Below are 24561 nucleotides of genomic sequence, written 5' to 3'. Positions count from 1 at the left end.
AGAACAACCATGCTCAGCGACGACGAACTGCTCCGCTACAGCCGCCAGATTCTGATCCCCCGGTTCGACATCGCCGGCCAGGAAGCCCTCAAAGCTGCCCGCGTACTCGTGGTCGGTGCTGGCGGCCTGGGTTGCCCGGTAGCGCTTTACCTGGGGGCGGCCGGTGTGGGCCACCTGACCCTGGTGGATGACGACCAGATTGAACTGGCCAACCTGCAACGCCAGATCGCGTTTGAACAAAGTTGGTTGGGTGACTCGAAGGCAGAACGCCTGGCGGAGCGGGTTCGGGCTATTAACCCGGAGATTACCGTAAATGCGGTCAATCGCCGTGTAGATGGTGACGATCTCAAGCAGTTGTTTGCCGAATCCACGCTGGTGCTGGACTGTACCGACAACTTCAACACCCGTTTCTCCCTGAACCGGGCTTCAGTAGCTTCAGGTGTTCCATTGGTGTCTGGCGCCGCGATCCGTGGCGAAGGTCAGTTATCCGTTTACGATCCCCGGCAGCCAGACAGCCCCTGTTACCACTGTTTGTATCCCGAGCAGGGTAATGAAGATCTGACCTGTTCCGAAGCCGGTGTTATCGCCCCGTTGGTCGGTATGATTGGCTCGGCTCAGGCTATGGAAGCCATCAAAGTTATCGCCGGTGTTGGTAGGCCACTTGTTGGCCGTTTACTGATCCTGGATGCCTGGCACATGGAATGGCGGGAAATGAAACTGGCGAAAGATCCTGATTGCCCGGTTTGTGCCGGCTAACTCAAAAGATAGATCAGGGTTGGGGGGGGCTTTCCAAAACCCTGTGGAGCCATGGATGGCGGAACGGAGCCTACAGGGACGTATTCACGGCGTGTTTTGGAAAGCCCCCCCCAACCCTGATCGGCAACGAGATTCCAATGTATTAGTCCTTCAAAGCCTGAAACTTTGCGATAGCTTCTTTGCGGGATTCTTTCAGGTCCACGACAGGTCTAGGGTAGCCTTTCGGGATGACGCCACCTTTGGAGGGGTCGTGGATGCGCTTGTTATCCAGCTTGGCCAACTCCGGAACCCACTGCCTGATAAACTCCCCTTTCGGGTCAAAACGCTCACTCTGAGTCTCTGGATTGAACACCCGAAAGTAAGGTGCCGCATCCGTGCCGGTGGAGGCACTCCACTGCCAGCCACCGTTGTTGGATGCCAGAAAGCCATCCACCAGATTCTGCATAAACCACGCTTCGCCCAGTCGCCAGTCAATGAACAGGTTCTTGGTCAGAAACATCGCGGTAATCATCCGCAGGCGGTTGTGCATCCAGCCCGTCGCTTTCAGCTGGCGCATAGCCGCATCCACAATGGGAATGCCGGTGCGGCCTTCCTTCCAGGCTTCAAAATGCTCACCGGGCTCATTCCACACCAAAGCCTCGGTTTCCTCCTTGAACGCCCGGCCCATACTCACCCGAGGGTAGTGGTAAAGGATGTTGATGTAGAAGTCCCGCCAGGCAATTTCATTGATCCAGGTTTCGATGCCCTCACCGGAAGCGCCGGTTTGCCGGGCGGCAATCAGGCACTGGCGGCCAGACAGCACACCGTTGGCCAGGTACGGAGAGAGCTGGCTGGTGCCGTCCACAGCCGGGAAGTCCCGGTTGTCTTTGTAGCCAGCTGCCCGCTCGGCCAAAAACTCATCCAGCTGGTCGTGGGCGGCGGCTTCGCCGATGGCCGCCAGCGGCTCCGGGGCGTCCCGGAAAGGGGCGGGCAGGGTATCGGTCTGCTCCGGCGTCACCGCCGGGCCCATGGCGGAAGGCGCCGGGTAAAGGGTTGGTCGGGTTTCTTCGATCCAGCTGCGCCAGCGGCGCGAAAAGGGAGTGAACACAGAATAGGGCTCATTCTGTTGAGTCAGGATCTGGCCCACCGGAGCGACGGTCTGGTCCCGGTATTTATTCACGGGTATCTCAAGCGCGGACAATCGCTCGTGAAACTGCTTGTCCCGCCTGCGTTCATTAACGCCGTATTCCTCGTTGAAGTGAACCTGTGAAATGTCATGCTGGCGGCAGAATGCCTCAAGGGCGTCGAGGCTGTCGGCAAACCTTTCGGCTTTGATAAACGAGAAAGCGATACCCAGCGAAGCCAGCTGCGTGGCCAGAGCGTTGGCGTGACTCAGCAAAAACTTTACCCGCGCCGCAGACCAATCGTGCTCCTGCCATTGGTCAGGTGTTACCACAAAACAGGCCCGCACCGGCTGGCCACTTTTACACGCGGCAGTCAGGGCCGGGTTGTCGGCCAGGCGGAGGTCGTTTCGAAACCAGACCAGCTGTGTCATAAAGCCATTCACCAGCGTTGTTGAGGAATAAGGGTAATTACATCCCGTAAATCATTGGCTTGTATATTCGCTGCAGGTGCAGGATTGGATTATAGTTAACGAACAAAGCCTGACACGAAAAAGGAGAGTTTTCGAGGCATGACCGATCACCCCGAAAACCCGCAGGATGGTGTCTGGGCTCAGCCCTATCAACTGGCCTCCGGCCAGACTCAGAAGCATCAGCTTGGTCACTCTCGCCTGTGGGTTACGTTGCTGGATATGGAGTGGCAGGTCAGGGTAGAGCCCCTCAACCCGGATTCGGAACCCCAGAACTGGGTTTTGGCAACAGGGCATACGCTTCCATCGTCTGATCTTCCATCCCAGAGGTTTGTTCGGGCAGGCGACAACGGTGTTGTTCGCTACTATCCGGCCATGGCACCTTTGCCCACGGTGATCCGCCCGTTTCAGCCGTTGACCATTCCGGCCGGTGGACGCTGTGTGTTGTATGTCGGCACCACTTTGTGGATGAAAATCTGTGTTGGCGATGCGCAAACGGAGCTTGCCGACATGCCATTGGCTCAACCTTCGATGACCTGGCTGGGCAGAAACACGATGGAGGGCGAGCTTTGTTATGCCTCATCTACTTACGGGCGGCTTGCACTGGAGGCCGTTCCCAAGCGCCCTTGGCGTGCGGTGACGCCGGTAACGATTACCAATCGACGTGAGAGCGCCTTGTTACTGGAGCGTTTTAATCTCCCCACGCCCTTGCTTGCGCTCTATCGGAACGAGAAAGATCAGCTTTGGACCAACGGCGTAACGGTAGAGTGCGAAACCGACATGAGTTCAGCCAGTCTTCGGATAGACCAGGCCGTTCTGCCCGCGGCAGGCAACTGCACGCCCATTGCTCCGGCCCGGGAAAGGCTGGCCAAGGGCCGGCGCCTGGTTCGGGCCGTTGATAATCTGTTTGGCTGACCCCAGGCTCAGGAGCTGCACTGTTGATTGATGCAATACAGGTAACCGCAACCGACCTTATTAACGGCATTGCCTGGGGCCAATGGTTGTCCGCAGGCTTTTTGCTGGTGCTGGGCATCGTGCTGGCCGGTTTTGTGGCCCGGAGCACTGGCCGGGTGCTGGAGAAGCGTACGTCTCGCCACCATCAGGTACTGATTCGCCGGCTGTTTTTTTACCTGGTGTTCCTGCTGTTTGCCATGGCTGCGCTTCGGGAAGCCGGTTTTTCACTGGAGGTGCTGCTGGGTGCGGCAGGCATTCTGACCGTAGCCATCGGATTTGCGTCCCAGACTTCCGCTTCTAACATTATTAGCGGCCTGTTCCTGGTGATTGAAAAGCCCTTCGAGATAGGGGATGTGATCGACGTGGATGCCACCACTGGCGAAGTGGTGGCCATTGACCTGTTGAGCGTAAAGCTGCGCACGCCCGACAACCTGTATGTGCGAATACCCAATGAAACCCTCATTAAAACCCGGGTGATCAACCGCTCGAAATTTCCGATCAGGCGTATTGATCTGGCCATCGGGATCGCCTACGCAGAAGATGTAGAGAAAGTGAGCACCCTGCTGCTGGACCTGGCAGAGCAGAACCCCGAGAGTCTTGAGGAGCCCAAACCCTTCGTGTTGGTCACCGGATTTGGCGCGTCTTCCGTTGATTTGCAGTTCTCGTTCTGGGTACCGAAAGAAAAATTCTTTGATGGGCGGGGCAGTATGATGGTCGCTATCAAGAAAACCCTGGATAAAGAAGGTATTGAAATACCATTCCCCCATACCAGCGTTTATGCCGGTAGCCATTCCGAGCCATTCCGGGTGCAGTTGCTAGGTCCGGAACAACAAAAAGATAAGGATTTTCCGGATGTCGACAAGCACGACTGAAGCAATCAAAACCACACCTCCCACCCCCAATGATCACAAAGTCGGGCTTGGCTGGCGAGAGTGGGTGGGGTTGCCGGATTTGGGTATTGAACGCCTCAAGGCGAAGGTGGACACCGGGGCTCGAACCTCGTGCCTGCACACCTTCCGTACTGAGCCCTATACTGAAAACGGTGAGCGCCGGGTGAAGTTCTGGGTGCACCCGGTGCAGAATGATCTGCAACACGTGGTTGAGTGCGACGCCAAAGTTCTGGATGAGCGTACGGTATCCGATTCCGGTGGCCACAAAGAGTTGCGGTTGGTGATAGAAACCACCCTTACGGTGGGTAACCAGAGCTGGCCGATTGAAATGACATTGACTAACCGGGATTCCATGCGGTTCCGGATGCTATTGGGGCGCACGGCAATGTCGGGCCGCTCCGTTGTTTACCCTGAAGCTTCTTATCTTGCCGGCGAACCGGCACCAAGGACCTGATCATGAAAATTGCGGTACTGTCGCGAAACCGTCACCTTTACTCAACCCGGCGCCTGGTTGAGGAAGGCGTCAACCGTGGTCACGAAGTGAAGGTGATCGACGCCCTCCATTGCTCCATGAACATTACCTCCGCGAACCCGTTGATTCATTATCACGAGGAAGTGCTGGAAGACTTCGACGTGGTGATCCCGCGGATTGGCGCCTCGGTCACCTTTTACGGAACTGCGGTACTGCGCCAGTTCGAGATGATGGGCGTATTCCCGTTAAACGAATCCGTAGCCATCACCCGTTCCCGGGACAAGCTTCGCTCCCTGCAGTTGCTGGCCCGAAAAGGCGTTGGCATGCCGGTAACCGGATTCGCCAACAAACCCGACAACGTGCCAGAGCTGCTGAAAATGGTGGGCGGCGCGCCGGTGGTGATCAAACTGCTGCAGGGCACTCAGGGTATCGGTGTGGTGTTGGCGGAAACCCGTAAAGCCGCTGAAAGCGTGATCGAAGCCTTTATGGGCCTGAAAGCCGATATTCTGGTGCAGGAATTTATCAAGGAAGCCGGTGGCGCTGACATCCGGTGCTTCGTGATTGGCGACAAGGTGATTGCCGCGATGAAGCGCCAGGGCGCCGAAGGCGAATTCCGTTCGAACTTGCACCGGGGCGGCACGGCTTCGCTGGTGCGCATTACGCCGGAAGAGCGGCGTACCGCCATTACTGCTGCCAAAGCCATGGGCCTGAACGTGGCGGGTGTGGATTTGTTGCGCTCCAGCCGCGGCCCGCTGGTGATGGAAGTAAACTCATCTCCTGGCCTTGAAGGCATTGAAAACGCGACCGGAAAAAACGTTGCGGGCATGATCATCAACTGGACCGAGAAAAATTACAGCCCATGGAAAACCAAAACCCGGGGTCGAGGTTGAAGCCGATGGCAAGAGCACCCTTTGAAATTGCCGGTGTGCAGGTAAAGGCCGGCACCCGGGAAACGGTGGAAGTACCGGTGGCTAAGCTCTACACCCATACGCCATTGCACATTCCGGTCGAAGTGGTTCACGGCCGCCGCGATGGCCCGGTGCTGATGGTCTGTGGCGCCATCCACGGCGATGAGATCAACGGTGTAGAAATCATTCGCCGGGTGCTGAAAAACTCGGCGCTTCGATACCTTCGAGGCACGCTTGTCGCGGTACCCATTGTCAATATCTTCGGGTTTGTACAGCGTACCCGCTACCTGCCGGACCGCCGTGATTTGAACCGCTGCTTTCCTGGCTCGGAAAGCGGTTCTCTGGGTGGTCGTATCGCCTATCTGTTACGCACACAGATCATGGAAAACGTCACCCACATCATCGACCTGCACACCGGCGCTGTTCATCGCTTCAACCTGCCGCAGATACGCGCTGAACTGAAAAACCCGGAAACCGAACGCATGGCAGAGGCCTTTGGTGCGCCGATCATCATTAACGCTGGTTTGCGCGAAGGCAGCTTGCGGGCGTATGCCGATTCACTCGACATTCCTGTGATCACCTTTGAAGGTGGTGAAGCCCTGCGCTTTGATGACGTGGTCATTGCCAGCGGCGTGAAGGGCATCATCCGGGTCATGCGTGAGCTGGAAATGGTGCCCGCCAAAAAAGGCCCGAAAGCGCCGAAGAAACGTTCGGAAACCGCCGCCAACTCCCAGTGGGTGCGGGCTGATATGGACGGCATCATGCGCCCGGTGGCCAGCCTTGGCCAGAAAGTGCGTAAAGGCCAGAAGCTGGCCATGGTGGCGGACCCCTTTGGTGAGTCAGAAGTGGCGATTACTTCCCCGTGCTCTGGCATTGTCATCTGCGTGAACAACCTGCCGTTGGTAAACGAAGGTGAGGCGATCTACCACATTGCCCGGTTTGATGAGCTGGGCGAGGCCGAGAAAGCCATGGATTACTTCCGCAGCTCCTACGAGAACGAAATGTCGGAAGATGCCGTGGTGCCCGTGCACCCGTGGGATGAGATTCAAAAGTAATCCGAGGAGCCGCCATGATCTGGCACCAGAACATCATTGAGCTACCGCCGATGCCCCGGGGCTTCAACCTGGTTACCCATGAAATCCTTGCCCAGGCCCCGGAGCTGACCAACTGCGAGGTAGGCTTGCTGAACCTGTTCATCCAGCACACCTCCGCATCACTGGCGATCAACGAGAATGCCGACCCGGACGTGCGCGGTGACCTGGAGCGGCATTTCAACGTGATGGTGCCGGAACACGCCGACTACTATGAGCACACCCTGGAAGGGCCAGACGATACCACCTCCCATATAAAAAGCGTGCTCATAGGCCCGTCGCTCACTATTCCCATCAGCCACGGCCAGCTGGCACTGGGTACCTGGCAGGGGATTTACCTCTGCGAGCACCGGAACCAGGCTGGTGGGCGGAAGATTGTGGCGACCTTGCAGGGGCGTTGGTAACGACTGAAAGCTCAGGCTAGAACCATTTGGGTCATGTTTCACCCAGAGTGCCTGCCCAAATGGGTGGGTTTTCACACATTATTTCGCCTTTCATTCCTGGGTATTTCGTAACTCAATGTTTTAAAATAATTTTTTTGTCCTGGCTCAGACTTTGCTGAAAGGGTTGCCAGGGGTCATCAAAGACCTCAAGCACCCAACCAACAAAATGAATCGGGAGCATTCCTTTATGAAACTTCAAGTCATCGTGGCGGCTGCGCTCGCCACCTCCGTTGTTGCAGGCCCTGTTGTTGCCCAGGATCGTGCAGGCTGGCCGGATAACTTTACCGTTGGTACCGCAAGTCAGGGCGGCACCTATTTCGCTTATGGTTCAGGCTGGGCGAACTTTGTGGCTGAAAACCTGGGCGTGTCTGGCGGTGCCGAGATCACCGGTGGCCCGGTGCAGAACATGGCGCTGGTGCACACGGGTGATCTGAAGTTCGGCCTCACCACGTTGGGTCCTGCCCGTGAATCGATGGACGGTGAAAGTCCTCTGGCTCCGGGCATGAAGATGGACAACGTGTGTGCGATGTTCCCGATGTATGAAACGCCGTTCTCGATTACCGCTCTGTCCAGCTCCGGTATTACCTCCATTTCTGATATTCCGGATGGCGCCACCATTGGCTTCGGTCCTGCAGGTTCCACCTCTGATACCTACTTCCCTCGCATGATGGAAACCCTGGGTGTGAAGTTTGAGCGCCGCAACGGCAGCTGGTCTGATCTGGGTAGCCAGTTGCAGGATGGCCTGATTGATGTGGTGGCCTTTGCGGCCGGCATTCCGATCCCGGCTGTCAGCCAGCTGGAAGTTCAGACCGATGTGAACATTATTGGCATGAATGACGAGGAAGCGAAGAAGATCGTCGAGGCCTTCCCGGTTTCTGAATTTGTCATTCCGGCCACGACCTATCAGTCCCTGGAAGCGCCTTCCCGCGTTGTGTCCATGTGGAACTTTGCGATGGTGAACTGCGACATGCCAGAGAGCTTTGTCTATGAGATCACCAAGCTGACCATGGAGAACAACGAGAAGATGGTGTCGATTCACAAAGCGGCTCGCCATTCCATTCCGGAAAACTATACGAAGAACAATGTGCTGCCGTGGCACCCGGGTTCTGCCCGCTGGTTTAACGAAAATGGCTTCACCATCGAAGCCAGTGCCATCAAGTAATAAGGCATTGGCCCCGGGTGCTTTGGGCATCCGGGGCCTGGTTGACCCCGAATAACCGCCTTATCTTCAGGCAGGACTTATCATGACCAAAGAACACTTTCCCTCAGAGGGTGAACAGCCGTTGGCTGAGAACCTGACGATTAACGAAGATCACATCCTGGCGCACGACGTGGATGAGGAGCCGGTTGAGGCGAATCGCCGATTGTTCACCGGATGGCTGCTCAAGTTTGTGATTATGCTGGCCATCGCCTATTCGGTGTTTCACCTGTACACGCTGAACGTCTCGCCCATGGAAACCTGGTCGTTCCGGATTGTGCACGTTGCCGGGGCACTGGTGCTGGGCTTCATTCTATTTGCGGGTGCCCGATTTGTGTCGGCTGAAGAAGGGACAGCCCGTCATCGCTGGACAACCTGGATTGGTGCTGCGGCACTGGTTCCTGCCTTTTACGCGCTCTACCAGACCTACGCATTCCAGCAGTTGGTTCAGGCTGGAACCCTGCGCATTCCCGTTGAGCTGGAAACCTGGCATTTTGGCTGGCCCTTGCTCGCGGCTTCTGGCATCGGCATTGTCATGAGCTGGTTCCACCAGCGTGACCGTGCCCGTTTCAGCGTGCCCGACCTTGTGTTGATTGTGTGTTCGGTAGCTGTAGCCGCCTATCTGTTGGTGGTTTTCAACACATCCATGCGAATGACCACGGGGACTGCCTTTGCACCGGTGGGTATTTCCTTTGCCGCCGTTGCGGGTTCTGCACTGATTATGGAGCTGACTCGACGGGTAGCGGGGCTGGCTCTGGTGGTTATTGGCCTGGTGTTTCTGGTGTATGTCTTTGCGGGCCCGTATCTGCCTGGGTTCCTCGGCTATCCCGGGCTGTCGGTTCAGCGTTTCTTCAGTCAGGTGTATACCGACGCCGGTATATTGGGGCCGACCACGGCCGTGTCGTCTACCTACATCATTCTGTTCATTATCTTCGCGGCTTTTTTGCAGGCATCCAAGGTGGGTGACTACTTTGTGAACTTTGCCTTTGCCGCAGCCGGGCGCTCGCGGGGCGGCCCCGCCAAAGTGGCGATTTTTGCCTCAGGCTTGATGGGCATGATCAACGGCACCAGTGCCGGTAACGTGGTCTCTACCGGCTCGCTGACCATTCCGCTGATGAAACGGGTGGGCTACAGCAAAGAGTCCGCCGGCGCGGTGGAAGCTGCGGCCTCCACCGGGGGTCAGATCATGCCGCCGATCATGGGCGCGGGCGCGTTCATCATGGCGGAGATCACCGGCATTCCCTATACCGAGATTGCGATTGCCGCGATTATTCCGGCCATTCTGTACTTCGCTTCGGTCTTCTTTATGGTGGATTTCGAAGCGAAGAAGCTTGGCATGCGGGGAATGCGTGCCGATGAGCTGCCCAACCTGCGTCGTCTCGCGAGGCAGGTCTATCTGTTTGCGCCGATCATCATTTTGATCGTGGCACTGTTCCAGGGCTACTCGGTCATCCGGGCCGGTACGCTGGCAACCGTTTCTGCTGCGGTAGTGAGTTGGATTTCGCCCAATAAAATGGGTGTTCGCGAGATTCTGCGGGCTTTTGAAATTGCCGCTTACATGTCGATCCAGATCATCGTGGTGTGCGCCGCTGCCGGCATTATTGTGGGTGTCATCTCACTGACCGGTGTGGGTGCTCGCTTCTCGGTACTGCTATTGGATGTCGCGGCCCACAGCCATCTGCTGGCGCTGGTGTTTGCTATGTTCATATCGATACTTCTGGGTATGGGCATGCCAACCACAGCCGCCTACGCGGTGGCGGCCTCTGTGGTTGCTCCAGGCCTGGTGCAGCTGGGCATCGAGCCGCTGACGGCGCATTTCTTTGTGTTCTATTTTGCAGTGGTGTCGGCCATTACGCCTCCGGTTGCGCTGGCGTCTTACGCCGCAGCGGGCATTTCCGGGGCTAATGCCATGGCAACGTCGGTGGCGTCGTTCCGCATTGGCATTGCGGCCTTTATTGTGCCGTTCATGTTCTTCTACAACGGTGCGTTGTTGATGGAAGCGGGCTGGTTCGAGATTGCCCGGGCCCTGGTGACCGCGACCTTCGGGGTGTACCTGCTGTCTGCTGGCGTGCTGGGCTGGTTTGCCCGCTCGGCGGCACCGGCGTTGGTGCGCCTGTTGCTGATCGCTGCGGCCTTGCTGACTATTGAAGGCGGCGTTTGGACAGACCTCGCCGGCATCGGGCTGGCGGTTGTGGCCATGCTGATCCAGCGTAAACGCGCACCCGGGCTGGCCGCCGCCTGAAATGGCAGCGGTCAGGCAGGGCGGCTGGCGTAAAGGCCAGTTGTCCTGCCCGTTTGCGGGCGCTAGTCTAGAGGCTTTGGCGGAACCCGTGCACATGCTCTACCGGATCAGCGTTGTTGTCGTTCTGATGGTTACCTTGCTGTTGTCCTGGGTGCTTGGGGGTTGGTTTGGTTACCGGCAACTCGAGCAGGACAGCGTGCAGGAAGCCTTCCGCTATCGCCAACTGGTTGCCAACGAACTCAACCGCTATCTCCCGGTTCCGGAGCTGGTGGCCGAGCATCCGTTGCTGGCTGAGGCGCTCAAACACCCGGATGATCCCGTTACCCTGCTCAGGGCTAATGAGCAGATGCAGCGAATGGCGATCATTGTGGGTGGTTCTGATATCTACTTGATGGACCTGTCTGGCCTCACCATTGCGGCCAACAATTTTGGTCAGCCCAATACCTTCGTTGGCAACAACTACGCCTTTCGCCCTTACTTTTCGGATGCCGTGAAGACGGGCGAATCTGTGGTGTATTTTGCGTTGGGGATCATGTCCCTCGAGCGCGGCCTGTATTTCTCTCATCCGGTTCGGGACGAGCGAGGGAAGATCCTGGGGGTGGTTGCGGTCAAGGTTCTGGTTCATGAGCTGGAATCTCAATGGCACCGGCCAGATTTCCGGCGCCAGGCAGACATGGTGGTTATTGATGGTGATGGCATAAGCTTTCTGGCCAGCAATACCGGCTGGCTGTATCGGGACTTTCTGCCAGAAGGCGATGACGGCAAGAGCGCGAGAGTCCAGCAACGCTATCCTGAACGTGACCTGAGGCCTATGGAATTCGGCATTCAGGGCAAACCCTGGGTGCTGTCTGAGCAGTCATCACGTATCCGAATGTATGAACAGGGTGAGGAGCGGGACTACCTGGCCGTCAGCACGGATTTGCCGAGGCTCGATTGGCAACTGATGGTGTTTGCGGAAACCCGCCAAGTAGCCTGGACGCGGGCGGGATTTTTGCTGGGCGGCGGGGCGGTGTTTCTGGCTGGCTTTCTGACCTGGCTGTACCTGCGCGAACGTTATCGCCGTGAGCGCGAACTGGCGCTGCGTGGTGAGCAGTTGGAGCGTAGGGTAGCGCAGCGTACGGCAGATCTGAAGCGGTCGAACGATCAGTTGCTGGGGGAAATTCAGGAACGCGAGCGCACCCAGACCGAGCTCAGGGAAACCCAGCAAGAACTGATTCAGGCGGCCAAGCTGGCGGTGCTCGGGCAAATGTCGGCCGGGCTGAACCATGAGCTTAATCAGCCGCTGACGGCCATCCAGGCCTACGCACGCAACAGCCGGAAATTTCTGGAGCGGGGCGACGCCGATATGGTTGACGCGAATCTGCAGGAGATGGTCATCCTGTGCGACAAGATGGCGGAGTTGATCCGGCAATTCAAAGTGTTTGCCCGGAAATCTGAGGGCCCGCCGTCGGTGGTGGATTTGAGGTTGCCGGTGGATGCAGCACTGAAAATCATCACCGCCCAGAATGCCAGTGAGGGCATCACTATTCGCTGGCAGCGACCGGGTTCTGCCTTGATGTGCCACGGTGACCTGATCCGGGTTGAACAGGTACTGGTGAATCTGCTGGCGAATGCTGTGCAGGCTGTCGAGGGCCAGGAACAGCCTGAAATTGAGATTCTGATGACCGAAGAGGGCGATTATTGGCGTTGTCTCGTGAGAGACAATGGCCACGGTTTGCCGGGAAATACGGAGCGAGTGTTCGAGCCGTTCTTCACAACGCGTTCGGTAAAACAGGGCCTGGGTCTCGGGTTGTCCATTTCCCGGCAGATTGTGGAAGCACTTGGTGGCAGCCTGACCGGCCACAACCGGGCCGATGGCCCCGGTGCCGAGTTCGTTCTGAAACTGAAACAGCGTAGGGCAGAGGAATGACCACACCTTCAGTAATTTTTGTCGATGACGACCCGGATATCCGGCCGGTAATGGAGCAGACCCTGGCGCTGGAGGAGATATCGGTAGCCTGTTTTGCAGATGGTGCATCCGCTTTGAAACAGGTGCGACCGGAGTTTGAAGGCATTGTCCTGTGCGACTACAACATGCCGGGTATGGATGGCCTGGAGTTGCTGCAGAATATCCAGGGCATTGATCAGGACATTCCGGTGATTCTGCTGACCGGGCAGGGCGATATCAGCACGGCGGTGTCTGCCATGCAGCAAGGCGCCTACGACTTCATCGAAAAGCCGTTTGACCATGACGAACTCATAGAGCTTCTGCGCCATGCGCTGGAAAAACGGCATCTGGCCCTGGAAAATCGCCGGCTGAAAGCCCAGCTCCGGCAACTGGCCAAACCCGGACCGCGGATTCTGGGGGACTCCCCCAGCATGCAGAGGGTGATGGCTACCATCGAGCCGATTCTGGATATTTCAGCGAACGTACTGTTGCACGGTGAAACCGGTTCCGGTAAGGACGCTTTAGCCCGCTATATCCACGAAAGCAGCCCCCGCAGCGCCCATAACTTTGTGGCCATCAACTGCGGTGCGGTGCCAGAAAACCTGATTGAAAGTGAATTGTTTGGCCATGAAGCCGGTGCCTTTACCGGCGCGGACAAGCGCCGTATCGGAAAGATCGAGCACGCGCACCGGGGCACGTTGTTCCTGGATGAAGTGGAAAGCATGCCGATGCCGCTGCAGGTGAAGCTGCTGCGGGTGCTTGAGGAACTTCGGGTTGAGCGCCTGGGCAGTAATCAGGCGGTGGATGTAGATGTCCGTATCATCGCAGCGACCAAGGCGGATCTTAAGAAACTCAGCGATGACGGTGAGTTTCGCCCGGACCTCTATTACCGGTTGAACGTGGTGAAGGTGGATATTCCTCCGCTTCGGGACCGCAAGGAGGACATTCCCAACCTGTTCCATCACTTTGCGCTGATCGCGGCCGCCCGATACGACCGGGAAAGTGTTCCTCTGGATGCGCGGCAGGCCGCTCGTCTGATGCAGCATTCCTGGCCTGGTAACGTCAGAGAGCTTCGCAACCTGGCCGAGCGTTATGTGCTGCTGGGGCCAGCGGCGCTGGAAGGCAACGAGAGCTCCGACGGGGGTAATCTGACCAGTCGCCAGACACTGTCTGAGCTCATGGATGGTTTCGAGCGGTCCGCTATCGTCAGTGCGTTGAACACCTGTCAGGGCAGTATCAAAGATACGATGGTGCAGCTCGGGATTGCCCGAAAGACCCTCTACGACAAGATGAAAAAGCACGGATTGGATAAGGCTGAATTCAAAGACTGAGCCCACAGAAAAACTGTAAAAATCGCCGTTCTTCCAGCTGGGCTTCATGCAAAGGCGTCGCTCGAAACCGGAGCCTGCTACCGGGCGGCCGCTGGGCGAGTGCATCCAGGCTTCTGGGCGTGACTGCCCCGAGTTTCGGGTAGCCGCCGATGGTTTGCCGGTCGTTCAGCAGGATGATCGGTTGGCCGTCAGGCGGCACCTGAATGGCGCCGAGGCTGGTGCCTTCCGAGATCAGCGAGGTGCCGTGTACTTCCAGTCCCGGGCCCTTGAGGCGGGCGCCCATTCGATCCGCTTGCGGGGACAGGGTGTAGGGATTGGTAAAAAAAGTGTGCAGAACCCGGGCAGGGAAGCGGTCTATCTGAGCACCGGTCAATACTGCCAGAGTGAGCTCCTCTTTGTAGTCCGGTTGCCAGGATTCGGGTACTTTCCGGTTTTTGATGGGCGGCAGTCCGGTCGGGCACGGCAGGCGGTCGCCTTCTTTCAGCGGGTGGCCATCCCCCCTTACGCCACCGAGCCCCTCGCGCACAAAGTTGGCGCAGCTGCCACCCGGCCCGGTTTCAATCTGGAATCCACCGGCAACGGCCAGATAAGAGCGAATGCCTGTGCTGGGAGCACCGAGGGTAACGGTATCGCCCGCCCTCACGGGCAGTGCTGTCCACAGCGATTGTGGTCTCCCATTGATGAAACAGGGCGCGTGAGCACCGGTGACGGCTATCCAGGTGTTGAGCTCGCAGGTAAATTCGACACGGCCGAAGGTGATTTCCAGGGCCGCTGAAGCATAGCGGTTCCCCACCAGTCGGTTTGCCCAGGCCCACGCGTGGCGATCCATCGCGCCACCACTGGTAAGCCCCATGTGCATCACGCCTCTGCGCCCTGCGTCTTGAAGCAGGCTCAGAAATCCCGGTTTGCTGAAGACGAAGCCGACCTGTTTGCTCATTGGGTGTCTCCGTCGTCAAATTGCCCGCCAAGCTTTAGATATTCCTCCTGGCCTATCGGACGGAATCGAACCCGCTGGCCGGCCTCCAGCAGCGAGGGCTGGTCGCGGTGGGGGTCAAACAGAGTCAGGGGTGTGCGACCAATCAAATTCCAGCCCCCGGGTGATTGCAGCGGGTAGATAGCAGTCTGGGTGTCGGCAATGCCCAGGGTTCCCGCTGGCACTTTCGGCCTTGGCGTGGCTTGCCGGGGTGTGCTCAGTGTCTCGGGCACTTGCCCGAGGTACGCAAATCCGGGTGCGAAGCCGATGGCAAACACGTTGTAGGTTTCACGGCTGTGTTGCTCAATTACCTGTTCTATAGAAAGGCCCACACGGGTGGCAATCGTACTCAGATCGGGGCCGACACTGGGGTGGTAGAACACGGGAATCTCGATGGTGTCGCTGTCGGTACTTTCGGAGGCCGCATCCGGCAGGTCGGCCAGGGTGTCAGCCACTGAGGCCATCAAGCTCGACAGGTCATCGTGCAACAGGTCGTAACGGAGCAGCAGTGTGGTGTAGGAAGGAACCGTATCGATAAGCCGCCCGGCGAGCCTGTATCTGAGTGCCTCTGCGGCTCGATGAATTCGCTCAACCAGTTGAATGTCGATGCGCTCGCCAAAGTGCAGGGTAACGGAATCGACGCCGGTTATTTCATGGCGCCAGAACATCAGCCCCTTGCTCCCAGCGCTTCCCGGATGGCTTTGACGGCTGCGACGGCGTCTGCGTTATCGCCGTGTACGCAAAGTGTGTCTGCTTCAAGGTGCAGCGAGGCGCCGTCGATCGTCTGAATGGGTTTGCCGGCGGACAGGTTTCTGGCCTGTTCAACGATGGTCTGCTGATCATGGTGCACCGCGCCGGGCCGGTTGCGGGCAACGATATAGCCGTTCTGGTCGTAGGCCCGGTCCGCAAAAGCCTCCAGCAGCAACGCTACGCCGTGCTGGTGACAGGCGGCTTTCAAGGGCTGATTGTCGGCGGTGGTCATGGCCATCAACGCCAGTGGTTGGGGTGAGGTCTGAATAGCCACCAGCACGGCCTCCAGAATTGCCTCGCTGCGCATCATGTCGTTGTACAGCGCACCGTGCGGTTTCACGTAGTGGAGAGCGCCACCTTCCGAGGCGGCAATCTGGCTCAAAGCACCGACTTGATACCGGATGAGTGCGCTGATTTCTTCTGTGCTGACCGCAATGGAGCGCCGGCCAAAGCCCTGCAGGTCGGGGTAGGCCGGGTGTGCACCGAGAGTGACACCGTGCGCCAGCGCAAGGCGTACCGTTTTATGCATGGTCATCGGGTCTCCGGCGTGAAAGCCGCAGGCGATGTTCGCCTGGTCTATGTAGGGCATGACCTGTTCGTCCATGCCCATGGTCCAGGCGCCAAAGCTTTCTCCCAGATCACAATTCAATAGCATAAGCGCCTCCGGGTGGTTCTCAATACGAACAAGTTAACGACTGCGAGCTCTGGTGCCTAGCCACTCAGGGTGCAATTTTCTTCTTCAACGCTTTCGTCAAGGGCCTTGGCAGGCTCGGCAGAGTGCGCAGTAGCCAGGGCAGTACCTTACGTTTTACCCCGCTCAAAGATTCCGGCACCACCGCTTCGATCAGGTGGGGGCCGGGCATGCTTTGGGCATACTCCATGGCTTTGAGCAGTTCTTCCGTTGTGTGCACCCTCACGCCATGCACGCCCATGCTCTGGGCAAGTTTAGCGTAGTGGGTGACCGGGCCACTGATGTCCAGTTGTGATTTTGCCTTCTCGCCCGCGTCTTCTGCGCCCACCCGTTCCAGCTCTACGTTCAGGATGGAGTAGGAGGCGTTGTTGAAGATGATGGTCGTGACGTTCAGGTTTTCCCGGGCCATGGTCCACAGGGCCTGAATGGTGTACATGGCGGTGCCGTCGCCGATCAGAGCGTAAACCGGGCGGTCCGGGCAGGCGATGGCTGCTCCGACGGCGTTGGGGAGGCCCTGGCCGATGGCGCCGCCGGTGAGGGTGAGGATGTCGTGCCTTGGTGCGCCGGTGGTCAGGGCGTTCAGCATCAGGCCGGAGGTAATGGATTCGTCCACGATGATGCTGTGTTCCGGCATCAGGTGGCCCAGGGCCTTGCAGACTTTTTCGGCGGTGAGTTTGCCCTGGGGGCGGCCGGGGCGGGCGGATTTTTGCAGTTCCGGTTGAGCGCTGCCGGCACCCAGGGTGTCCGCCAGTTTGAGCAGGCTGGCGGTGGCGTCCTGCTCGGGTGTCGACAGGGTGTGCAGGCTGCAGTGATCCGGCACCAGATAGCTCTGCTTGCCGGGATAGGCGAAGAAGGAAACCGGTGCTTTGGCGTCTACCAGAATAAGGTGGTCATACTCGGAGAGTTGCAGAGTGGCCAGTTCTGCCAGGTAGGCGATGCGCTCGACTGCGGGCAGGCCGGCGCCGCGCTCAATGCGGGTGGGGAAGGTTTCGGCGAACAGCTTAACGCCGTTGTGGGCCGCAATGCGGGCTGCCGCCATCAGGCTCGGTTCCCGCAGGGCATGACCGCCCAGCAGCAGAGCTGTCTTCCGGCCGCTGCGGATGGCGTCAGCAACGGCGGCAACGGCGGTGTCATCAGCGGCTTCCGGCACCGGTTGATCCATCGGTGCACAGGGTACACCGCCTTCCCCCCAGGACACGTCCGCCGGCAAAATCAGGGTGGCAACCTGGCCGGGCAGGCCTTTGGCCGCAGCAATGGCTTCGGCGGCATCGTGGCACAGGTGTTCGGTGCTCTGGGAGGTGCGCACAAAGCCGGGGGAAACGTTGCGGGCAACGGTTTCGATATCGGATTGTAACTGGGCGTCGTATTTGACGTGGTAAGTGGCGTGGTCGCCAACAATGTTCACTACCGGCACCTTGCCTTTGCGCGCGTTATGCAGGTTGGCGAGGCCATTGCCCAGTCCGCAGCCCAGATGCAGCAAGGTGGCGGCGGGCTTGTCCGCCATGCGGGCGTAGCCGTCGGCAGCGCCGGTGGCGACCCCTTCAAACAGCGCCAGTACTGCTCGCATTTTGGGTTCGCTGTCCAGCGCCGCGACAAAGTGCATCTCGCTGGTGCCAGGGTTGGTAAAACAGACCTCGATACCGGCATCCACCAGTGTTTTCATCAGAGCTTGAGCGCCGTTCGGCATGGTGTTTCTCCTGAATGATCTTGTTGTTATGGACCGGGTTGAGTCGGTTCCCTAATCGCCGTTCACAATGGACCTGGCTGCGGCTCGGGCGGTCATGATGCAGCCCGGCAGGAAAGTACCTTCCAGCGAACGCTTGCCATTACTGCCACCCCCACCGAAGCCTGACGCCTCACCTACGCAGTACAGACCACTGATGGGACGGTCGTTTGCATCCAGCACCCGGCTTTGCAGATCGGTTCGAAGCCCGCCCAGGCTTTTGCGGGTGGTCAATTGCATGTGAATGGCAATGAACGGCCCGGCTCCCGGTTTTTGCAGGGGGGCGGGCTTACAGGTGCGCAAGCGGTCCGGGCCCCACTGGCGGGCATGCTGGATCATACGAATCTGGGCGTCGTTCGCCAGGTGGCTGCCTTTCTGAAAGTTACTGTCGAAGGCGTCAGCCGTGGCTTTGAGCGTGTCCGGGTTGATGTCCAGCGAACTGGTCAGAGCATTCATTTTGTTGGCCAGTCCTTCCAGAGTCTCATCCGTAATAAAATAGGGGCTTTCGGATTCCATCTGTTGGACCAGCTGTTTGTTGCCCAGCAGCAAGTCTTTCAGGAACAGCGGAAATTGCTTGTCGCGGATTCTGGCATTGTGCTCGGCGCCGGAGATGGCGAATTCTTTCAGGGCAATGCGCCGGTTTAACAGGTGCCAGGTCCAGGGTTTTTCCTGAGCGGCCACCTGCTGACACAACCAGTGGGTATCAAACCCGGTGACCAGCGGCTCCGGTCCGATGCGTTCGCCACGATGATTCAGCCATAGAGCGGACTTGCAGGGAATGGTCGAGAGCCCGTGGCCATCAAAGTGCGGGAATGGGTGAGGAAAGCCTGCCGCGTAGTTCCACATTTCGCCAGCGTGGGTGATTTGCGCGCTCAGATGGTCTTTTGTCCAGTGGTGCAACTTGCCATCGGCAAACGGGTGCGCGCCGTTGAGCATGTGCGTCGGTTGTGGCCGGTCGGCTGGCCAGTTGGCACGGCATTGTTCATGCCCGCCGTTGATACCGCCCATGGCCAGCACCACCGCAGGCGCGGACAAGCGAACTTCGTCACCGGTGGCTTCGTTGATCGCGACGGCACCACACACCTTGCCGCCGTGATGGTCCAGCGCGGTAATGCGATGACGGTGCAGCAGGGTCAGACGGCCGTCGCTGCCAGCACTGTGCAGAGCTTCGATCATGCGGCGGGTCAGTTCCCGGGAGGTACCCCAGACAATGTGGTAACGGGGTACGCTGTTGCCATCACCCAGGCGGCCGCGTTCCACCCAGTTGACCGCCGGCATGAACTTCAGCCCTTCGTTGCGCAGCCAGTCGTAGACCTCGGTTTTGGAATTTTCCACGTAATAACGTGCCCACTGCATGGGCCAGTGGTCGTTCGGGTCCAACTCGCCGAATCGTTGCCAGTCCCGCAATGCGGTGGTGGGTGAGTCCTGTATTTTCATACGCCGCTGCAGCGGCGTATCAACCAGCGCCATGCCACCGAAAGCCCATAAGGCCAGCCCGCCAAAACGTTCGGGACAGTCCCGGTCAACGAGGGTCACGGACTTTCCGGCGCGCAGTGCTTCCAGTGCTGTGACAATGCCGGCCAGGCCGCCACCGGCGACCAGAACATCGGAGGAAGTCGCTTCGCCCATAGAAATGTTCCTGTTGTTTTTGTCGTGATTGTTGAAGCAGACCATATACCGCTATTATCGGTTCATGATTGACATTAGAGGCCAACATAATTGACGTTAGAAGCCACTGTATCCATGGGTTGGGTTAACACGGTTATTGATGCGGCAGGACGGCTGGGCGTCGATACCGAGACATTGCTGGCGGCGTCGGGCATTCCGGCCGAGGCGTTAGCGTGGGAGCGTTGGCCGATCGACCATATCACCCGGCTGTGGCACGGTGCAGAGCGCTGCACAGGGGATTCCGGTTTTGGCTTGAAAGCCGGGGCCGGGGTGAGGCACGCCAGCCTTGATGTCGTCAGCTTTGCATTGCAATCGGCAGCCACATTGCGTGAAGCCATCATGTTAGTGCAGAAGTATCAGCGTCTGATTTCGGATGGTGGTCGGTTTCAGATGTTGCCGGGGCACCGGGGTACCTGGATTGTTTATCACCCGCGGCAAGGGCGGCTGGTTTTCAGCCCGCATCAGTTGGAAGCGGTACTGGCCGCGGTGATCACCTTTTCCGGCTGGTTGACGGGCGCGGATCTGAAACCCATCAAGGTGCAGTTCAGTCAGGCAAGATTAGGCGCTCAAGCCGGTTACCAGGCAGTTTTTGGCTGCCCGGTGGAGTTTGAACAGGCCTTCAGCGGTCTGCTGGTGGACAATGCCGAGCTGGATAAAGTGCTGCCCCAGGCTGATCCGGGGTTGTCAGAAATGCACGAGCAGTTCAGTGCAGGCCGGCTGGTTGCCCTGGGAATGCAGGGCGCGTCAATGCCGGATTTACGCCAGTGGTTGGTGACCCAGATGAGTCAGAAGCTGCCCCGCCGACGCGATGCTGCCCGGGCGCTCGGTGTCAGTGAGCGTACCCTGGCCCGGCGGCTGCAAGGGGAGGGCTTGACCTTCAATGGCCTGCTGGATGATGTGCGGCGGCAGCTGGCGCTTGAAGAGGTAAGTCTCCAGCGGCAATCGCTGGCGGATATTGCCCAGTCATTGGGTTACGCGGAGGCCAGTACCTTTTACCGGGCCTTCCAGCGATGGACTGGCCTGCCGCCCGTGCGCTGGCGCAAGGAAAACGCAGGGTAACGTCAGTCAGCCCTGCGTTCGTGGTATGCCGCCGATCAGAGGTTGGCTTCTGCAAACTCCGCCAGAACCGAGCGAGGTACGCCCTGGAGGTGGATGTGGCCGCCGTGGCTAAAGCCCTTGAAGCGTTCCGTCATGTAGGTGAGGCCGGAGCTCAGGGGGCTCAGGTAGGGTGTGTCGATCTGCGCCAGGTTGCCCAGGCAGATCACTTTTGAGCCATTGCCTGCCCGTGTGATGATGGTCTTGATCTGGTGCGGCGTCAGGTTTTGTGACTCGTCAATAATGATCAGGCTGTGCTGAAAACTCCGGCCCCGAATGTAGTTCATTGATTTAAAATGCAGCGGCACCTTGCTGAGGATGTAGTCGACGCTGGCGGTCATGTTCTCGTCGTCTTCGTGCAGTGCTTCCAGGTTATCGACAATGGCGCCCAGCCAGGGCTCCATTTTTTCGGCCTCGGTGCCGGGCAGAAACCCGATGTCTTCATCCAGTCCCTGCGTGGAACGGGTCGCAATGATGCGTTTGTACAGCTTGCTGGCGACGGTCATCTCGATGCAGGCGGCCAGCGCCAGGATGGTTTTCCCGGAGCCGGCAGAGCCGGTCAGGTTCACCAGGTGAATGTCCGGATCCAGCAACAGGTGCAGTGCCATGGCCTGGTAGATATCGCGGGGCACCAGACCCCAGACTTCTTCGTTCATCAGGTCGTGCTGGTGCAAGTCCTTGATCACCAGCTGATCCGGGGAGACGTCGACAACCTGGCCGATGAAGCCTCGCTCATCGATCACGAATTCGTTGATGTTGAGCCTGGCCAGTTCGCCCTCCCGCTTGAGCAGGTGCTCAGTGACGCCCTCTCGTTGCACGGTTTCTACTTTGGCGATCTTGTCCCAGAAGGAATCGGAAAATTCCTTGTAACCCTTGGGGAGGAGATCAATGTCGTCCAGCAGCTGGTCGTTGTGGTAGTCCTGTGCTTCAACACCGAAGCCTCGCGCTTTCAGGCGCATGTTGATGTCTTTGCTGACCAGGATGATGTCTCTGGATTTATGTTGTTCCTGCAGCGCAGCCAGCGTGTTGATGATCTTGTTGTCGTTCAGGTGTTCCGGCAGTGAGTGGTTGCCGTTGCGCTCGGTGCTCATGATGATGGAGAGGGCGCCGAGCGGTTCCGCCTTTTTGCCACGCAGAATGGGCACGCCTTTCTCGATGTCCTTTGGGCTGGCATCGCCGAGCAGCTTGTCGATGTTGCGAATGGCCTGGCGGCAATCGGCGGCAACGGATTGTTTGCCGGATTTCAGGCTGTCGAGTTCTTCGAGTACCGTCATCGGGATGATGACATCGTGTTCTTCAAAGTTCAGGAGGGCATTCGGATCGTGGATGAGGACGTTGGTGTCGAGGACGTACATCTTTTTGCGAGCTTGCGGTGCTCTTGGCATAGGTGGCGCTACCTCTTGGATGAATCAGTCGTTTTCGGCACAGCGCTGGGTCAGGCTTTTGTCCGAAATCAGTTTGAGCATATCGTAGGTTGTGACAATTCCGGTGATTTTTGAATCCCGTGTCACAAAAATCCGGTGCAGGTGTTCGCGCATCATGATGTTGGCAATGTCCCGCACAGGGGTGTCTTCGTCTACGGATAGCACCAGGGGTGTCATGATATCCCGCACTTCTACCGGCACTTTGCCCATTTCTTCGAAGATGACCATGCGCAGTCGCCGGGCCTCTTCCTGCTCTTCTGCTGTCAGGGTTGGTTGCTCACCGGCACGGGTTGCGTTCCAGCGAAACTCGGTGATGTCTTTCAGGGTGGCAATGCCGATGATATCGCCGTTGTCATCGGTAACCGGGCTGCCGGTTATTTCATTGTCAGTCAGGAAGCGGGCGAGCCGGTCCATAGTCCAGTGGTGAGGAACAGCTTTGATGGTCGGGGTCATGATCTCATGAGCGAGAACAGTCATTGGCGGGACTCTTCCATTTGCGATGCTTTCGCTAAAGCTTAGCCGTTCCGTGGCCCGCCGTCATCCCTGTTTGGTCAACCGGTTAACGGTTGTCAGGAACAACGGCTTTGATGTTGCCGTCTTCGGCCCATTCGATCCGGTAGCCCTGGTATTTTTCTTCCTGGGCGACGGCTTCCAGTGCCTGCATGGATTTAACCGGGATATCAACAACCAGGTTGTTGACCAGCCATTCCGGCAGGGCGCCATTGGGCTCGGTGTGCTGTACCCACACCATCCGTGTCTGGTTGCCCTTCGGTGTAAAGCGGTACAGGGTATCCGATCGGTCGACCCGAACGCGGCTGCTGAGTTCGGCTCGCATGCCCGGGGTGGCGTTCAAATCCATGACCACTTCGCCGGTCTGTTCATTGCCACGGGTACGGATGCGGAGCACGTAATCCCGGTCGGTCACGGGCCAGGGCATGTCGTTAACGGAGTAGGCGAAACGGTCGTGAAAGTCACCCTGACCAAACGCAAAGGCTTCTGTGCAGTTGTGAACCCATTCCTGGCAGGATTGCGGGTTGATCATCACGGCCATCAGGTTTTCGATCGGAACCTTCAGGTCGGCAACGGCTTTGAATGCCTGGAAGCCGGAACCAGCCTGGTCCATGGTGTATATGCGAATATTGTCGACTTCTTTCTGCAGTGCCCATTGTTCCGCCTCTTCCGGCGGTAATGGACGGTAATCACTGGCGGAAGCCGACAAAGAAACCGACAGGGCGATGAATGCGCCTGCCAAACCGGAGATAATGCCCATAGCGCCTTGGGCCCTGGTGACTGTCATAAGCTACACTTTGATATTGAAGGTGGCGCGAGTCTACCATGTTGATAAGCGGGACTTGGCAGTGGCAATAACGGTTTGTGAACCAGGTAGCTTACTGGCCCCAACTGATCTCTGAATGGCCTGATCTGACGAAGACTATGACAAAACAAAAACTGATAGACCCGAAGGGGCGTATCTCACCGGGGCTGATTTCTGGCCCGGTGGATGTTATCAATTACCGGGATTACGACTTGCGCACGGTAATGGACAAGCCCCGTTCCCGGTTTGCGCGGCACTGGCGCTTCAATCAATTCCAGTTTGTCAGTGCCATGGCACCTGGTTGGGTGTTCGGTATGGCCATCGTGGACTTGAAGCTCGTCAGTTCAGGGTTTTTCTACCTGTTTGATTTTGAAACCGGTCAGATGTTCGAGCAGTCGTTTATGCAGCCTCTGGCCAGGCAAACGAGCATCGAGCCCTATCCGGAAAGTGGCCACGCCCGTTTCAGCAAGGGTGAGGTTTCTCTCTCGATTGAACCGGCCACCGGCGGCCGGAACATTCGGGTCAGTGCTCCAGGCAGGATTCAGGTCGACCTGGAACTGACCGATACCAGCGAGCCTTTGCGGCTAGTGTGCCCGGCCGGTTACAACGGTTGGGTGTTCACCCGGAAATCAGCCGGATTGCCGGTGCAGGGTGAGGTGCGTTGGGGCCAGCAGGTCTGGCGGACGGATGACGACACCCGGGGCTCTGTTGACTGGAGTTGCGGCTTTATGCGCCGGGAAACCGCCTGGAACTGGGCCTGCCTCGCGGGAGTGGCCGGCGACGGAACCTCGGTGGGGCTTAATCTGGCGGCAGGCGTTAATGAAACCGGCCTGACGGAAAACGCGCTCTGGCTGAACGGTCGGTGCATCAAGCTGGGTGCGGCCCGGTTTCAGTTCGATCGCTATCAGCCCGGTACCGATTGGCGGGTAACCACGGAGGATGGCAAGATCGACCTGACGTTTGTGCCGTCAGGGGTGCGCAAGGAGCGGTTGAATGCCTGGATACTGGCGTCGAATTTCCGCCAGTTTGTCGGTACCTTTGAGGGCACGGTTAAGGATGATTCGGGCAAAAAAATCCCCGTAGCGGGGCTGCGGGGATTGATGGAAGACCACTTTGCCCGCTGGTGAGGCGGGTGTTGCC

The 24561-nt window shown here is 58.2% G+C and carries 22 protein-coding genes; 13 read left to right on the top strand and 9 right to left on the bottom strand.

Features of this window, described 5'->3' with window-relative positions; all coding sequences use genetic code 11:
- Nucleotides 1-9: 9 nt before the first annotated feature.
- Nucleotides 10-756, top strand: coding sequence for a molybdopterin-synthase adenylyltransferase MoeB (locus QPL95_RS12970; protein ID WP_303291411.1), 747 nt, complete (start codon nt 10-12; stop codon nt 754-756).
- Nucleotides 757-898: 142 nt separating this feature from the next.
- On the opposite strand, the gene phrB is transcribed toward QPL95_RS12970, so the two are convergent.
- Complete coding sequence (gene phrB, locus QPL95_RS12965; RefSeq protein ID WP_303291410.1) at nt 899-2290, bottom strand: deoxyribodipyrimidine photo-lyase; 1392 nt, start codon at nt 2288-2290, stop codon at nt 899-901.
- A gap of 138 nt (nt 2291-2428) precedes the next feature.
- On the opposite strand from phrB, the gene QPL95_RS12960 reads away from it, so the two are divergent.
- The 10 genes from QPL95_RS12960 (at nt 2429) to QPL95_RS12915 (ending at nt 13782) form a co-directional block, all read left to right on the top strand.
- On the top strand, nt 2429-3241 hold the full coding sequence (locus tag QPL95_RS12960) for a hypothetical protein (RefSeq protein WP_303291409.1): 813 nt from the start codon (nt 2429-2431) through the stop codon (nt 3239-3241).
- Between the two features lie 23 nt (nt 3242-3264).
- Nucleotides 3265-4152: a mechanosensitive ion channel family protein gene (locus tag QPL95_RS12955; protein ID WP_303291408.1), complete on the top strand. Its 888-nt coding sequence runs from the start codon at nt 3265-3267 to the stop codon at nt 4150-4152.
- Complete coding sequence (locus QPL95_RS12950) at nt 4133-4624, top strand: ATP-dependent zinc protease (RefSeq protein WP_303291407.1); 492 nt, start codon at nt 4133-4135, stop codon at nt 4622-4624. The genes QPL95_RS12955 and QPL95_RS12950 overlap by 20 nt, the downstream gene beginning before the upstream one ends.
- Nucleotides 4625-4626: 2 nt before the next feature.
- The gene (rimK, locus tag QPL95_RS12945; protein ID WP_303291406.1) at nt 4627-5532 is read left to right on the top strand and encodes a 30S ribosomal protein S6--L-glutamate ligase; all 906 of its coding nucleotides are present in this window, start codon (nt 4627-4629) and stop codon (nt 5530-5532) included.
- A gap of 5 nt (nt 5533-5537) precedes the next feature.
- Nucleotides 5538-6605, top strand: a complete 1068-nt coding sequence (locus QPL95_RS12940) for a succinylglutamate desuccinylase/aspartoacylase family protein (RefSeq protein WP_303291405.1) — start codon at nt 5538-5540, stop codon at nt 6603-6605.
- Nucleotides 6606-6619: 14 nt separating this feature from the next.
- Nucleotides 6620-7045, top strand: a complete 426-nt coding sequence (locus tag QPL95_RS12935) for a secondary thiamine-phosphate synthase enzyme YjbQ (protein WP_303291404.1) — start codon at nt 6620-6622, stop codon at nt 7043-7045.
- Nucleotides 7046-7271: 226 nt separating this feature from the next.
- Nucleotides 7272-8246 carry a TAXI family TRAP transporter solute-binding subunit gene (locus QPL95_RS12930; protein ID WP_303291403.1) on the top strand — a complete coding sequence of 325 codons (975 nt, stop codon included), beginning with the start codon at nt 7272-7274 and terminating at the stop codon, nt 8244-8246.
- Between the two features lie 82 nt (nt 8247-8328).
- Complete coding sequence (locus QPL95_RS12925; RefSeq protein WP_303291402.1) at nt 8329-10524, top strand: TRAP transporter fused permease subunit; 2196 nt, start codon at nt 8329-8331, stop codon at nt 10522-10524.
- Nucleotides 10525-10618: 94 nt separating this feature from the next.
- Nucleotides 10619-12433 carry an ATP-binding protein gene (locus QPL95_RS12920; protein ID WP_303291401.1) on the top strand — a complete coding sequence of 605 codons (1815 nt, stop codon included), beginning with the start codon at nt 10619-10621 and terminating at the stop codon, nt 12431-12433.
- Nucleotides 12430-13782, top strand: coding sequence for a sigma-54 dependent transcriptional regulator (locus QPL95_RS12915; protein ID WP_303291400.1), 1353 nt, complete (start codon nt 12430-12432; stop codon nt 13780-13782). The genes QPL95_RS12920 and QPL95_RS12915 overlap by 4 nt, the downstream gene beginning before the upstream one ends.
- On the opposite strand, the gene QPL95_RS12910 is transcribed toward QPL95_RS12915, so the two are convergent.
- The 5 genes from QPL95_RS12910 to QPL95_RS12890 all read right to left on the bottom strand — a co-directional run bounded on the left by QPL95_RS12910 (nt 13772) and on the right by QPL95_RS12890 (nt 19548).
- Complete coding sequence (locus tag QPL95_RS12910) at nt 13772-14719, bottom strand: biotin-dependent carboxyltransferase family protein (RefSeq protein WP_303291399.1); 948 nt, start codon at nt 14717-14719, stop codon at nt 13772-13774. The genes QPL95_RS12915 and QPL95_RS12910 overlap by 11 nt on opposite strands.
- The gene (gene pxpB, locus QPL95_RS12905) at nt 14716-15423 is read right to left on the bottom strand and encodes a 5-oxoprolinase subunit PxpB (protein WP_303291398.1); all 708 of its coding nucleotides are present in this window, start codon (nt 15421-15423) and stop codon (nt 14716-14718) included. Before pxpB ends, QPL95_RS12910 begins: the two co-directional genes overlap by 4 nt.
- Nucleotides 15423-16160 carry a 5-oxoprolinase subunit PxpA gene (locus QPL95_RS12900; protein WP_303291397.1) on the bottom strand — a complete coding sequence of 246 codons (738 nt, stop codon included), beginning with the start codon at nt 16158-16160 and terminating at the stop codon, nt 15423-15425. The genes pxpB and QPL95_RS12900 overlap by 1 nt, the downstream gene beginning before the upstream one ends.
- 64 nt (nt 16161-16224) lie before the next feature.
- A complete protein-coding gene (locus QPL95_RS12895; RefSeq protein ID WP_303291396.1) occupies nt 16225-17883 on the bottom strand; it encodes an acetolactate synthase large subunit in 1659 nt (552 codons plus the stop codon).
- A gap of 51 nt (nt 17884-17934) precedes the next feature.
- Nucleotides 17935-19548, bottom strand: a complete 1614-nt coding sequence (locus QPL95_RS12890) for an FAD-dependent oxidoreductase (RefSeq protein ID WP_303291395.1) — start codon at nt 19546-19548, stop codon at nt 17935-17937.
- Nucleotides 19549-19638: 90 nt separating this feature from the next.
- Here QPL95_RS12890 and QPL95_RS12885 point away from each other — a divergent pair, with 90 nt between their 5' ends.
- A complete protein-coding gene (locus QPL95_RS12885) occupies nt 19639-20646 on the top strand; it encodes an AraC family transcriptional regulator (protein WP_303291394.1) in 1008 nt (335 codons plus the stop codon).
- Between the two features lie 35 nt (nt 20647-20681).
- Here QPL95_RS12885 and QPL95_RS12880 read toward each other — a convergent pair whose 3' ends face one another.
- The 3 genes from QPL95_RS12880 to QPL95_RS12870 all read right to left on the bottom strand — a co-directional run bounded on the left by QPL95_RS12880 (nt 20682) and on the right by QPL95_RS12870 (nt 23403).
- A complete protein-coding gene (locus QPL95_RS12880) occupies nt 20682-22067 on the bottom strand; it encodes a PhoH family protein (RefSeq protein ID WP_303291393.1) in 1386 nt (461 codons plus the stop codon).
- A gap of 24 nt (nt 22068-22091) precedes the next feature.
- Nucleotides 22092-22583 (bottom strand): HPP family protein, encoded by a 492-nt coding sequence (locus QPL95_RS12875; RefSeq protein WP_303291392.1) that lies wholly within the window; start codon nt 22581-22583, stop codon nt 22092-22094.
- A gap of 82 nt (nt 22584-22665) precedes the next feature.
- A complete protein-coding gene (locus QPL95_RS12870; protein ID WP_303291391.1) occupies nt 22666-23403 on the bottom strand; it encodes an START domain-containing protein in 738 nt (245 codons plus the stop codon).
- A 137-nt stretch (nt 23404-23540) separates the two neighbouring features.
- Between QPL95_RS12870 and QPL95_RS12865 the strand changes: the two genes are divergently transcribed.
- On the top strand, nt 23541-24548 hold the full coding sequence (locus QPL95_RS12865) for a DUF2804 domain-containing protein (protein ID WP_303291390.1): 1008 nt from the start codon (nt 23541-23543) through the stop codon (nt 24546-24548).
- Nucleotides 24549-24561: the final 13 nt, after the last annotated feature.

This window comes from Marinobacter sp. SS5-14b (genome assembly GCF_030541005.1).
GTDB lineage: Bacteria > Pseudomonadota > Gammaproteobacteria > Pseudomonadales > Oleiphilaceae > Marinobacter.
This window is presented reverse-complemented; position numbering and strand designations above follow the sequence as displayed.